Annotated in this window: 10 protein-coding genes; 2 read left to right on the plus strand and 8 right to left on the minus strand. The window is 34.8% G+C overall.

The features are described 5' to 3' along the window. Window positions 1–21: 21 nt before the first annotated feature. Window positions 22–1116: a fatty acid desaturase family protein gene (locus BLR17_RS05755; protein ID WP_066326840.1), complete on the minus strand. Its 1095-nt coding sequence runs from the start codon at window positions 1114–1116 to the stop codon at window positions 22–24. A 109-nt stretch (window positions 1117–1225) separates the two neighbouring features. Between BLR17_RS05755 and rsmG the strand changes: the two genes are divergently transcribed. Continuing rightward, window positions 1226–1855, plus strand: coding sequence for a 16S rRNA (guanine(527)-N(7))-methyltransferase RsmG (rsmG, locus tag BLR17_RS05760; protein WP_066326839.1), 630 nt, complete (start codon window positions 1226–1228; stop codon window positions 1853–1855). A 70-nt stretch (window positions 1856–1925) separates the two neighbouring features. Here the strand turns inward: rsmG and pruA are convergent, their stop codons facing one another. The 3 genes from pruA to BLR17_RS05775 form a co-directional block, all read right to left on the minus strand. After that, entirely contained in the window at window positions 1926–3554 is a 1629-nt protein-coding gene (pruA, locus tag BLR17_RS05765) for an L-glutamate gamma-semialdehyde dehydrogenase (RefSeq protein ID WP_066326837.1), read from the minus strand. Between the two features lie 152 nt (window positions 3555–3706). Next, window positions 3707–4093 carry a Co2+/Mg2+ efflux protein ApaG gene (gene apaG / locus BLR17_RS05770; protein WP_066326834.1) on the minus strand — a complete coding sequence of 129 codons (387 nt, stop codon included), beginning with the start codon at window positions 4091–4093 and terminating at the stop codon, window positions 3707–3709. Window positions 4094–4174: 81 nt separating this feature from the next. Beyond that, window positions 4175–5440 carry a type IX secretion system plug protein gene (locus BLR17_RS05775; RefSeq protein ID WP_066326832.1) on the minus strand — a complete coding sequence of 422 codons (1266 nt, stop codon included), beginning with the start codon at window positions 5438–5440 and terminating at the stop codon, window positions 4175–4177. 156 nt (window positions 5441–5596) lie between these two features. On the opposite strand from BLR17_RS05775, the gene BLR17_RS05780 reads away from it, so the two are divergent. After that, on the plus strand, window positions 5597–8407 hold the full coding sequence (locus BLR17_RS05780) for a M16 family metallopeptidase (RefSeq protein ID WP_066326831.1): 2811 nt from the start codon (window positions 5597–5599) through the stop codon (window positions 8405–8407). Between the two features lie 69 nt (window positions 8408–8476). Here the strand turns inward: BLR17_RS05780 and BLR17_RS05785 are convergent, their stop codons facing one another. Genes BLR17_RS05785 through BLR17_RS05800 form a run of 4 tightly spaced genes read right to left on the minus strand, consistent with a single transcriptional unit; the run spans window position 8477 to window position 12845 of the window. After that, on the minus strand, window positions 8477–9241 hold the full coding sequence (locus tag BLR17_RS05785; protein ID WP_066326830.1) for a class I SAM-dependent methyltransferase: 765 nt from the start codon (window positions 9239–9241) through the stop codon (window positions 8477–8479). Between the two features lie 4 nt (window positions 9242–9245). Beyond that, window positions 9246–10064 carry a type I methionyl aminopeptidase gene (gene map / locus BLR17_RS05790; protein ID WP_066326829.1) on the minus strand — a complete coding sequence of 273 codons (819 nt, stop codon included), beginning with the start codon at window positions 10062–10064 and terminating at the stop codon, window positions 9246–9248. A gap of 43 nt (window positions 10065–10107) precedes the next feature. Beyond that, the gene (locus BLR17_RS05795) at window positions 10108–11496 is read right to left on the minus strand and encodes a TolC family protein (RefSeq protein WP_066326828.1); all 1389 of its coding nucleotides are present in this window, start codon (window positions 11494–11496) and stop codon (window positions 10108–10110) included. Further along, on the minus strand, window positions 11496–12845 hold the full coding sequence (locus BLR17_RS05800) for an HlyD family secretion protein (protein ID WP_066326827.1): 1350 nt from the start codon (window positions 12843–12845) through the stop codon (window positions 11496–11498). Before BLR17_RS05800 ends, BLR17_RS05795 begins: the two co-directional genes overlap by 1 nt.

The following is a 12845-nucleotide window of genomic DNA, read 5'->3' on the forward strand; positions in this document are numbered from 1 at the left end:
ATAAATGGTTTAGAAATATCTCTAAGCCATTTCTGGTTTCATTCCTAATTCTTTTAAATGTTTGAAGTGTGCAATAATGGCACTTCGGGTTGTTTTAAATTCATAATAAGGCAGGTTGCATTCCTGTGCGGTTTCACGAACAATTTTTGCAATCTTACCATAATGAATGTGACTGATATTTGGGAAAATATGATGTTCAATTTGGTGGTTCAATCCGCCTGTGTACCAATTTACGAACCAGTTTTTTGGAGCAAAATTAGTCGTTGTAAATAATTGGTGAATGGCCCAGGTGTTTTCCATTTCGCCTAATTCATTTGGAGAAGGATTGTCTGTTTCTTCTACCACATGTGCTAATTGGAAAACAATACTCAAAATTAAACCTGCGGTATAATGCATGATGAAAAATCCAATTAATACTTTCCACCAAACGATTCCGATAACAATAGGCATTACAATCCAGATAGCAACGTAAATTATTTTTGTAATAATTAAGGTTGTCCAAAGGATTTTAGGACTTTTAGGTTCGCCATAAGAAAGCTTTCTTTTTAGATAATTTCTCATTTGCTTAAAATCAGTCGTAATGGCCCAATTGAAAGTCAATAATCCGTATAGAAAAACAGAATAGTAATGTTGAAAACGATGAAAGGAATGCCATTCAGCACTTTTGGTAAAACGAATAATTCTTCCCGCATCTAAATCTTCATCGTGACCCGGAATATTGGTGTAGGTATGGTGTAAGACATTATGTTGTACCTGCCAGTTGTATACATTTCCGGCAAGGACATAAATAGTACCTCCCATGAATTTATTGACCCAGTTTTTATTAGAATACGAACCATGATTCCCGTCGTGCATGACATTCATTCCTAATCCTGCCATACCAATTCCCATAACGATGGTTAGAAGTAAATGAGCCCAAAAAGGCATATTAAGCGTTAGGATTAAAAAGTAAGGAACCAGAAAAACGGTAAAAAGGATAATAGCTTTTAGATGCAGTTTCCAATTACCCGCTTTTGAAATGTTATTTTCTTTGAAGTAATTGTTTACCCGCGAGTTAAGCGTTCTGAAGAACTTTAATTTGTCTTGCTTAGCAAATGTAGGTGCGGTAGTATTCATATAATTCAAAAATAGCGTTCAAAGATAATTATTTATAAATTTTAACTCTGCAAAATTGAGTTAAAAATTTCAAACTTAAAAATAGTACTTTTGTTAAAAAATTAAAACGATGGACGAGATTCTGAAGTATTTTCCAGATTTAACCGATATTCAAAAAGAACAATTCCAAAAGCTGGATTTTTTATACCACGATTGGAATGAAAAAATAAATGTCATCTCCCGAAAAGATATTGATTCTTTGTATACTAAACACGTTTTACATTCTTTGGGAATTGCTAAAATCATGAAATTTGAACCCGGAAGTTATGTTCTTGATGTGGGTACCGGAGGAGGTTTTCCCGGAATTCCATTGGCGATTTTGTTTCCTGAAACCCGTTTTTATCTGATAGATGTTATTGCAAAAAAAATAAGAGTGGTACAGGGTGTTGCCGATGCTTTAGGACTTAAAAATGTTAAAGCAGAGCAAATTCGTGCCGAAAATGTAAAAGGTGATTTTGATTTTATCGTGAGTCGTGCGGTGACAAATATGCCTGATTTTGTTTCCTGGATAAAAACCAAAATCAAAAAGCAACAAAAACACGAATTGAAAAACGGAATTCTCTACTTAAAAGGTGGTGATTTAACCGAAGAACTAAAAGATTTCCCAAAAGCGACGCAATACGATTTAGCTGATTTCTTTGAAGATGAATTCTTTGAAACTAAGAAAGTGGTGCATTTGCCGTTGAAGTTTGTGGTATAATTGAAATAAAATAAAAACGCCGAATCTTTAATCTAAATATTCGGCGTTTTTTAATCTGAAATCTAATTTACTATTCTCCCAAAAACGGATATCTGTAATTTTCAGGGCTGACAAAAACTTCTTTGATAGTTCTTGGTGAAACCCAGCGCAACAAGTTCATTGCCGAACCGGCTTTGTCATTCGTTCCCGAAGCTCTGGCACCACCAAAAGGTTGCTGACCTACAACGGCTCCGGTACATTTATCATTAATATAAAGGTTTCCTGCCGCGTTTTGCAATTTCACGGTGGCTTCTTCAATGGCATAGCGATCCTGACTAAAGATAGCTCCGGTTAATGCGTATTCGGAAGTTTGATCGATAAGTTCTAAAGTTTCATTCCATTGGGTATCTTCATAAACATAAATCGTTAAAACAGGTCCGAATAATTCGGTTTCCATCGTAACGTATTTTGGATTTGTAGTCAGTAAAACTGTTGGGTCGATAAAATAACCAACCGACTTATCGTAATTTCCTCCAATAATGATTTCTACATCAGTATCTTTTTTAGCCCGGTCAATATAACCCGCTAATTTATCAAAAGCAGCTTCATGGATAACAGCAGTAACAAAGTTGCTGAAATCCTCAGGAGAACCCATTTTTATTGATTTGATATCGATGGTAAGTTGTTCTTTAATAGCAGGCCACAAACTTTGCGGAATATAGACTCTCGATGCTGCGGAACATTTTTGTCCCTGAAACTCGAAGGCACCGCGTATAATTCCCGTTACGGCTTGTTTTACATTGGCACTTGGATGCACCATAACAAAATCTTTTCCTCCGGTTTCACCTACGATTCTTGGGTAAGTTTTGTAATTATGGATATTGACTCCAATTTTTGCCCAAAGGTCTTTAAATACCTGTGTTGAACCTGTATAATGCAATCCTGCAAAATCACGACTCGCTAAAATAGTATCGGTAATCATTGCAGCATCTCCAAAAACCACATTAATTACACCATCGGGAAGTCCGGCTTCTTTGAAAATTTCGATAATAATTTTTGCCGAGAAAACCTGACTGTCGCTCGGTTTCCAAACCACTACATTACCCATCATGGCGGCACTTGCCGGAAGATTGGCTGCAATAGCAGTAAAGTTAAACGGAGTAATAGCGTATACAAAACCTTCCAATGGACGGTATTCTAATCGGTTCCAGATCGCGGAGTCGGAAGTAGGCTGGTCAGCGTAAATTTGCGTCATGAATTCGACGTTGAAACGCAGGAAGTCAATTAATTCGCAGGAAGCATCAATTTCAGCCTGGTGTATCGTTTTGGATTGCCCAATCATCGTTGCAGCATTGATTCTGGCTCTATATGGTCCGGCAATCAATTCGGCGGCTTTTAAAAAAATGGCAGCGCGTTGTTCCCATGCCATATTTGCCCAGTCTGTTCTGGATTTAAGCGCATTTGCAATAGCGCTTTCTACATGTTTTTTTTCGGCAAGATGATAGCTTCCTACAACGTGTTTATGGTCGTGTGGAGGAGTGATGTTTCGGGTATTCCCAGTTCTGATTTCTTCGTGACCAATGTATAAAGGAACATCGATTTTTTCATTCCACATTTTTTTGTAAGCGGCGAGAACGGCTTCTTTTTCGGGTGAATTTGGAGCGTATCCTTTTACAGGTTCGTTTATTGCTTTGGGTACTTTAAAAAATCCTTTTAGCATTGTCTTTTGTTTTTTTATCTAATAGTTTTAGATAAGGTTAGAAAATTTTTATTCGAAAATTAAGAATAAAGGTATGCTAACAAAAATACAAAAGCAGAATTTAAAACTTTTATAAAGAAGTTATAATAGTTTTAAAAATGTTAAAACAGGAATTAATTTAGTGCAAAAGGAGCACACAATCTGAAAGTAGGGATGATTACCTTAAAGTTTTTGGTATTGGTAAAGTTAATCATGTTGAAATGTCCTTTCATGGCTCCGTAAGGAGAAGAAAGCAGGCATCCTGAACTGTAGGTGTGGTTTTCTCCCGGTTTTAAAACCGGTTTTTTACCAATGATTCCCTCGCCATCAACAATTTCGATATTGTTTAGCGAATCGAAAATTTCCCAGTGACGGGAAGTGAGTTGTACTGAATCTTTACTGTGGTTCTCGATGGTAATATGGTAACTAAAGGCAAAGTGGATTTTGTAGTTTTTGAAGTAAGTACCTTCAAAACTAGTCAAAACCGTGATTTTTATGCCTCTTGTTATCTGAGAAACCATACTAAAGTGGTAAATAGTTGTGCTTAACTGGTTCAAAATTACAAAATTTTCATTTGCTTTTGTTTATTTTTAAATGTTTTTTTAATTAATGATGTTCAGTGAATTAGCTGTTCCTTTTCCAATGATTCTGTCGTAGCGTCCGGTGTTTTCTTTATAGTAAACCAGAATGGTATATTCGTTTTCGGTTTGATAGAAATTTCCGTCGATAGCATTTTCGTTGTCAATGACTCCTTTGCTGTCAGCAACAACATATTTAAAATTGGTAAAGCCTTGTTTAATCAGGATTGCTTTTTCATAAATACCTTTTTTTTCGTTGTAGTCCATTTTGTATTCGGGTGCCAGACTGTAATTGTTAAACATGCCATTTACATAAATTCCTTTGTCAAGTCTGTAAGTTGGTGCCGAAAGACTAAAATACACCCAGGCATAATCGGCCTCAATTTCATTATTGGTGGCATTGGCGTTATTGATGACAAAATTACCATTTATGTCCTGATAAAGGGTATATGGGAAATTAGCTCTTGCATTATTAGTATATAATAAACAATTATAAATATCGGTACTCGAATCTATGCGGGCAACATTGTTAGCGGCTACCCGAATGTTTTTGTTCTCAAAATAAAGAAATTCATTTCCTGCCCAAAATTGGGTTTCACTATCGTATTTATAAATTAAGTCATTACCAATAGTGTATTGTGGTTTTATGTTTTTTATTTCAGTATTGAAATTTCCATTTTGAATAAGACGAACATTGATGTTTTTTAATGGATTTTGGAAAGTAATAGTACTGGATTTTATGGCAAAATCTAAGTTTTGCATCTGTTCAATCCGACTTACATTTCGGGCCCTTTTAATTTGTAATGGTACTGATGCAATATCTTCGTAAAGCATGAATTTTCTTGAAAAAACAACATCTCTGTCTTCGTTTAAAATTTTAAGCATGTAATTTCCGCTTAAACGCAATTGCTGTGTGAATTGGTTGGGAATGCTCAGATTGTAATGAGAGTAGATTTGTAAACAGTTAACAGAATTAGTGTAGTTTTGAATTCTTTGATTATCAAAGCCTTGTAGGTATTCGTTTTTTGGGATATTAGTTGGATTCCAGTTGTAATCACAATGAACAATTTCATAATAGTAATTAGCTTCATTTCCAAAAAGATCATCAAATTGAAACTGAAAACCACTACCTAATTCAAAAATGGGAATTGCATTTTGATTGTTTTGCACGAAAGTAACAGTTTTTATATTGTAAGGCTGAATTACTTCTTTTTCTGTTTGAGCTAAAGAAAGATTTGATGAAAGTACAAAAAGAAAAAACAGGATTATTTTGAAAAAAGACTTTGCCATTTTGTAGTACTTAAGATTTTGTAAATATAACGAATACTCTTTGTTTTTATTTATTAAATTAATTTCTAAAAATATTTTCGTGTGTATTTTCTGTTAAATAAAATGTATCTTCGTTAGCTATTAACGAATTATCTTATTGTAACTCTATTAAGGTCTATGAAAAAAATCAACCATTTAGTATTTGGAATTATTGTGTTTCCATTGGCTGTTTTTGCACAGCAAATCGACTTTTCAAAAAAAATTCCTTTTGATCCGAGTGTAAAAACAGGGAAGCTTGAAAACGGCTTAACTTATTATATCAAGAAAAATACAAAACCAGAAAAAAAAGTTGACCTTAGGTTAGTGGTAAATGCAGGTTCTATTCTTGAGAATGATGACCAACAGGGATTGGCTCATTTTATGGAGCATATGTGTTTTAATGGTACAAAACGTTTTCCTAAAAATCAGTTAGTTGATTATTTACAAAGTATAGGAGTAAAGTTTGGGCAACATTTAAATGCATATACCAGTTTTGACGAAACCGTTTATTTCCTTCCTATTCCATCAGACAGTCCTGAAAAATTAGAGAAAGGTTTTCAAATTCTTGAAGATTGGGCATTTAATACTGTTTTAAGTCCTGAAGAAATCGATAAAGAAAGAGGCGTAGTTCTAGAAGAATACCGTTTGGGTTTAGGTGCACAAAAACGAATGATGAGTCGTTATATTTCTAAATTAATGCACAATTCGCAGTATGCAGAACGTTTGCCTATTGGGAAAAAAGAAATTTTAGAAAAATTCAAATACGAAACATTAAAACAGTTCTATACTGATTGGTATCGTCCAGATTTAATGAGTGTGATTGTTGTGGGGGATATTGATGTAAATGAAATGGAGCAAAAAATTATTTCTCATTTTTCTACTTATAAAAACCCAACTAACGAGAAGGTTAGGAAAAGTTTCGAGATTCCGAATCACAAAGAAACTTTTGTAGCTGTTGAAACGGATAAAGAAGCGACATCTGCACAAATTCAATTATTATACAAAGACTATGAAGCTCCAAAGTCGATTGTAAATGTTGGAGATTTTAAGGATTATATAATCGAAGGATTGTTTTCAACTATCCTGAATACCAGATTAGGAGAACTTGTAAACTCTCCAACGCCTCCGTTTACTTATGGTTATTCTTATTACGGAGAAACTTTTGCCCGAAATAAGAAGGCATTTCAATCGGTAGCCATGTCGCAGGAAGATAAGCAATTGAGTGCTTTGAAAGTATTGATTACCGAAAATGAAAGGGTTAAGAAATTTGGTTTTACTCAAGGAGAATTAGACCGATCTAAGGCGGAACTTTTTGCTTCTATTGAGAAAATGTATAACAACAGAGATAAAACGAATTCTTCAAATTTTGTTAGCGAATACCAAGCGAATTTTTTAAATAATGACCCTTCGCCAGGTTTAGAATGGACGTATCAAATGGTAAAAGAAATCTTGCCGATTATTAATTTGAACGATGTAAATGCTTTGATTAAAAACTATTTAAAAGAAGACAATCGTGTGGTTATTTTAACAGGTCCGGAGAAGGAAGGTCTTAAAAAAGTGGCTGAACAAGAGGTTTTAGATGCTTTAAAAATTGATTCTGATGTTATTGAACCGTACAAGGATGTAGCTGTAGTAAATAGTTTGATTCGAAATGAAATCAAGCCGGGTACTATTGTGAAGCGCGAAAGTAATCCAAAAATTGGATCAAAAACTTTAGTATTGTCAAACGGAGCAAAAGTAATTTATAAGAATACCGATTTTAAAAATGACGAGATTCTCTTTGAAGCGGTTAGTTTGGGAGGAACTAACATGTATTCTGATGCTGATATGAAAAAAGTGGAATTTGCAAACGGAGCTTTGAAAGAAGCCGGTTTTTCAGGTCTTAAACTGAATGATATTAATAAATTTATGACGGGTAAAAAAGCAAGTGTAAGACCATATATCAGCAATGTGACGGAAGGATTGAGTGGAAATGCAACTTCTAAGGATTTGGAATATTTATTTCAAATGACCTATGCCTATTTCACTGATTTAAATTTAGATCCGGCTGTTTTTGAGGCATACAAGCAAAAACAGTCTGCTTATTATAAAAATTTAGCTTCTCAGCCTAATTTTTACTTTCAGCAAGAGCTTTCTTCGTATCTCTACCAGAACAATCCCAGATTTAATGGTTTAGTGCCAAATGACAAAACCTGGGAACAAACCGATTATACTTTGGCATACAATAAATACAAAGAACGTTTTGCTAATGCATCAGATTTTGAATTTTATTTTGTTGGAAATATTGATGACAAAGTGATAGAAGAATATGCTGTTAAATATTTAGCTTCTTTGCCTTCTTCTGCTAAAAAAGAAAAAGCGATTGATTTAGGCTATAGGATGCTAAAAGGAGATTTGAAAAAAGTGGTAAAGAAAGGAGCAGATCCTAAAAGTAATGTAATGATATTGTATTATGGTGATGCTAAATATTCTAATAAAGAAGCAATGAGTATGCAGGCATTAGGAGAAGTTTTGACCATAAAATTAATTGAACAATTACGTGAAAACGAAAGTGGCGTTTATGGTGTTTCTGCCAGAGGAAGTATGGGTAAGGTTCCGTATGGTTCTTATAATTTCTCTATTGGTTTTCCTTGTGGTCCGGAAAATGCTGAAAAATTGACGTCATCAGCTTTAGAAGAACTTCAAAAAATTATAGATAACGGACCGGATGAAAAAGATGTTGCTAAATTTAAAGAAGGAGAACTAGCCGATTTTAGAAAAGACAGCAAAGAAAACAGGTATTGGTTATCTAATTTTACCAATTCTTATACCAAAGGAAATAGTGCGGAAGAAGTCCTGAAATTTGAAGAATATGTAAATGCAATAACTGCTAAAGATATTCAGAATGTCGCCAAAAAATACCTTACAAAAGATAAAATAGTTGCAATGTTAATGCCGGAAGAAAAATAGACTTTCAATTAAAAGTAAAAGCCTGCTAAAGAGATTTAGCAGGCTTTTTTATGGTGTATAATATAAGTTTTATTTAAAACAAACAGGAATAATTTCTCCTTTGGCCAGGCAGTATTTTTCTACTAATTCAGGACTGATTTTGTTAGTGTAATCTTCTTCGGTTACTTTAAAACCAATGCTTCTTAATTTATCAAAATAATCACGGCCATAAATACGCACGTGGTCGTATTGTCCGAAAATTTTAGCGCGTTCTTTTTGATCGGTAATCGAATCGTCGGCAAAAGTAATTTCCCGGTTTAAGTCTTGCGGAATTTGTAAAATAGCCATTCCGCCCGGTTTTAACACGCGATATAGTTCCTGCATGGCTTTAGTGTCATCAGGGATGTGTTCTAAAACGTGATTACACAGAATAACATCGTATTGGTTGTCTTTGAAAGGCAAATCGCAAATATCCGCTTTTACATCTGCAAGAGGCGAAAACAAATCGGTTGTGGTGTAATCCAGGTTTTTTTGCTTGCGGAACAATTTATAAAAAGCCTGTTCCGGAGCAAAGTGCAATACTTTCTTTGGCGCTGTAAAAAAATCAGTTTTTTCATTTAAATACAGCCAAAGCAAACGATGTCTTTCCAATGAAAGTGTACTTGGCGAAAGTACATTGTTTCTTTGGTTTTCATAGCCGTAAGGTAACATCGATTTGAAACTTTTCCCATCAATAGGATCAGTAAAATTATTTCCTTTTAAAGAAAAAGCAATAATAGGACGTGCCACATAACTTAAACGGATAAGTAGAGGACGCGGAATAGTATTAAGAATGAATTTGAATGCTTTTTTCATTTGTTTAGATAACTAAAGGCACTTTTCTGAATTCATCTTCTTCATTACTTTCTATTCCAAGCGCTTTATAGATGTAAGCAAATGTGGAAAGCAATTCCGGTTTACCATCGATTATGGCTACGTCATGTTCAAAATGAGCAGAAGGTTTACCGTCGGCAGTAAGGATAGTCCAACCGTCTTTTAGTTGTTTGATGTTACGTGTTCCCTGATTAATCATTGGTTCTAATGCTACTACCATACCTTCAATCAAAAGTTTTCCGCGACCTTTTTTACCATAGTTTGGCATTTCCGGGTCTTCGTGCATTTTTTGTCCTAATCCGTGACCAACTAATTCACGAACAACTCCATAACCATGCGCTTCGGTGTATTTTTGAATAGCATTCCCTACATCTTCTACACGGTTTCCGGCTTTAAATTCGCGTATTCCAACGTATAGTGATTCTTTAGTAACCTGTAATAATTTTTTAGTTTCCGGAGCTACTTCGCCTACTTCAAAAGTATAGGCGTGATCACCGTGAAAACCATTTTTGTAAGCACCACAATCGATAGAAATAATATCACCGTTAACAAGAGGAGTATTATTTGGAATTCCGTGTACAACCTGAGCATTCGGACTCATACAAAGTGAGTTTGGAAAACCATATAATCCAAGGAAACTTGGCTCTGCTCCGTGGTCACGAATAAATTCTTCGGCCAGCTTATCAAGGTGTAAGGTTGTTACTCCTTCTTTTACTTCAGCAGCCAGCATTCCTAATGTTTTTGATACGATTAAGGCACTTTCGCGCATTAATTCTATTTCTTCACGTGATTTTACTATAATCATAATTTCGGATTTTCAGTCGGCAAAAGTACGATTTTTAAATTATTTAATCCGGATTCGCCATAATTTTAAATAGTTCTGAGTTAGAAACATAAAATCTGTTGGCTAAACTTATTTCAGCCAGTTTAGCACTCACCAGATTATTTTCACGGGTATTGATTAAAAACAATGAACTTTCACCAAAAGAAAATAAGCGTTCTTCAGAATCTAACATGGTTTTATTATCCTGAGCCAGTTTTTTAATTAAATCCAATTGTTTGTTTAACGATTGGATTTCGGTTTTTTGAGCTTTTATTTTGTTGGAAAGCTGTATTTTTTCTAAACTCATAATGTATTCCGCTTCCTGAATTTTGTATTTGGTCAATTTTAATTTTCCTCTTTCTTTTCTTAAAAATAAAGGAAAAGAAAAGTCAACACCCACTTTGTAATTTTCACGATTAAAATCGTTAAGGTAATTAGTGTCGGATAAATAAGAGTAACCTAAATTGATTTTTGGAAGCAATTCGTTAGCACTTAATTTTCGTTCTACGTTCAGAATATCAATTTTGCTTTGCAAAGCATTAATCTTTGGATGATTTTCTAAAGATTGCGCTTCGGTAAGCAATTGATTAGTTTTTAAAGTTTCCTGAATGCTGCTTTCCAATTTTGCTTCAGGAATTAATTCGTTAGCAATTTCCATCGGAATGGCATTGTCCAACCATAAAAAGTTAGATAGTTCTAATTTGGCTTTCGCCAATTTTAAATTAGAATCCTCCAGACTTAAAAGTCGGTTTTTAACGTTGATGCCTGCTTCGACACTGTCAATTGCGGGTTTGTCTCCCTGAATAATTAAAGATTGAATCCCTTTGTATCTGGACTTGGCATTATTACTGTAGTTTTGATACAATTGTACTTCGTCATAGTTTTTTTTCCAATTAAAATAAGCCAGTGAAGCATCGTATAAAACAGCGATGGCTTGTAGTTTTACCTCTGCCTGACTGAGTTTAATTTGCATTTTAGCTTTGCTTAAATCCGCCATTCGTTTGTTAATCCACAAACCCTGTCCTACGGGAACATTAATTCCTAATGAGGCCAAGCCATCAGTAGGAGTGTTGTGTTCCGGATTTAAATAATAACCTTCGTTGTTTTCAAAACCGGCTTTGATTTCGATTCCATACCAGGTTGGGATTTTGAAACCGCTGTTTAAAAGCGAATAATATTCTTTGTCTTTGAACTGTTTTTTAGCATAATCCACTTCAATTTTAGGGTCAAAAGCCCCACGGGCCATCATTAAATCGGCCTGGGCTTTGTTGAGTGTCAATTGCGCATTTTTTACCAGCGGATGGAATTTTTTTACATAGCCCAAGAATTCGTTATAGCCCAGTTCTTTCGAAACCGGTTCCTGGGCTATAATGCTTAGGGGCAACAATAGTAAGATGTAGAAAAGTTTTTTCATTATTTCTTTTCTTTGGTTGTTGTTGATGTTACTTGTTTGTAATAATTAGGCGGGAATCCGTTTAGAACTCGCCAGATTTCAAACCAAATAGGTACGGTGTCAAGTAAGGCTAAGGTTTGTGCACCTGAACCTATGCTTAATTCTTTAGGCCATTTGTCTTCGTCTTTATCAGGAGCAATTAGCACCCTGTATTTGCCGTTCGGACTAATGAAATTTTCAATGGCAACAATAGTTCCACCAAAAGTTCCATAAGAAACATCAGGCCAGCCCGAGAAAACAATGGTAGGCCATCCATCAAACCAAACACGAACTTTTTCTCCTTTATGAATTAAAGGTAAATCAATAGGATCTACGTAAGTTTCCACCGCAATTTCATAAGCTGCAGGCATAATGGTTGCAATAGCAGTACCTTCTTTTACAGTTTCCCCAATTCCGGATTGCAAAGCCCTGTTGATGTAACCGCTTTGAGCGGCAGTAATATAGTACATCTTGTTGCGAATGCTGTAATTAGCATGCTGATTTTCCAGTTTGTTTACCTGTGCTTTTGCGTCGTATTGACTGCTTAAGGCCGTAAATTTATCACTTTGTGATTTAGATACTTTTTCGGCATATTCGGCAATAATTCTGTTTACTTCAACCTTTGCGTTGATAAAATCGTTTTTGCTGGTCAATAATTTATTTTCCTGATTGATGATTTTTGCTTCAACTTCCTGTAGTTTTAGTTTCTTTTCTTCTACATCGGTCAAAGGTTTCAGTCCTTCGCTGTTTAATTTAACAGAACGATTGAATTGAGTTGTGGCAATTTTAAGTTGAGTGTTTGCAGCCACAAGGTCAATACTGTCACTTTTTATTTTCAGACGCGCCTGTTTGATTTTGTTGTAAGCCTGTTCCAGTTTTAATTTTTTCTCGGCTTCAATAGCTTGCAACTGATTTTCTAAGCTAACCACTTTTGCCTCATAGGATTCTACAGCATTTCTTTTAGCATCAACCTGGTTTTTGGTATTTTGAACCAAATTGGGATCCATATAATCTTCTTTAATTTCCGAAATGTATAAGATAGTGTCTCCTTTTTGAACAAAATCACCTTCCTGAACATACCATTTTTCTATTCGACCGGAAATAACACTTTGAATAGATTGCGGACGCTGGTTGGGTTTTAAGGTTGTTACGGCTCCTGAACCGGAAATATTTTGAGTCCAGGGCAAAAACAACATTGCAATTCCCAGTATGGAAATACCAATTATAATTTTGTTTAAAATCTTATAATGGGTTTTATTGTCAAGCATCTGAACTGTTTTGAATTGTTCAAATGCTGGTTTAGGGTTGTTATTATCAGATATGTTTAGCAT

The organism is Flavobacterium glycines, from assembly GCF_900100165.1.
GTDB classification, from domain to species: Bacteria; Bacteroidota; Bacteroidia; order Flavobacteriales; family Flavobacteriaceae; genus Flavobacterium; species Flavobacterium glycines.

What these genes read in the sequence shown, in the direction of transcription:
- BLR17_RS05755 (WP_066326840.1), bottom strand. Translation starts at nt 1,116, where the DNA reads ATGAATACTACCGCACCTACATTTGCTAAGCAAGACAAATTAAAGTTC.
- rsmG (WP_066326839.1), top strand. Translation starts at nt 1,226, where the DNA reads ATGGACGAGATTCTGAAGTATTTTCCAGATTTAACCGATATTCAAAAA.
- pruA (WP_066326837.1), bottom strand. Translation starts at nt 3,554, where the DNA reads ATGCTAAAAGGATTTTTTAAAGTACCCAAAGCAATAAACGAACCTGTA.
- apaG (WP_066326834.1), bottom strand. Translation starts at nt 4,093, where the DNA reads ATGGTTTCTCAGATAACAAGAGGCATAAAAATCACGGTTTTGACTAGT.
- BLR17_RS05775 (WP_066326832.1), bottom strand. Translation starts at nt 5,440, where the DNA reads ATGGCAAAGTCTTTTTTCAAAATAATCCTGTTTTTTCTTTTTGTACTT.
- BLR17_RS05780 (WP_066326831.1), top strand. Translation starts at nt 5,597, where the DNA reads ATGAAAAAAATCAACCATTTAGTATTTGGAATTATTGTGTTTCCATTG.
- BLR17_RS05785 (WP_066326830.1), bottom strand. Translation starts at nt 9,241, where the DNA reads ATGAAAAAAGCATTCAAATTCATTCTTAATACTATTCCGCGTCCTCTA.
- map (WP_066326829.1), bottom strand. Translation starts at nt 10,064, where the DNA reads ATGATTATAGTAAAATCACGTGAAGAAATAGAATTAATGCGCGAAAGT.
- BLR17_RS05795 (WP_066326828.1), bottom strand. Translation starts at nt 11,496, where the DNA reads ATGAAAAAACTTTTCTACATCTTACTATTGTTGCCCCTAAGCATTATA.
- BLR17_RS05800 (WP_066326827.1), bottom strand. Translation starts at nt 12,845, where the DNA reads ATGCTAAACATATCTGATAATAACAACCCTAAACCAGCATTTGAACAA.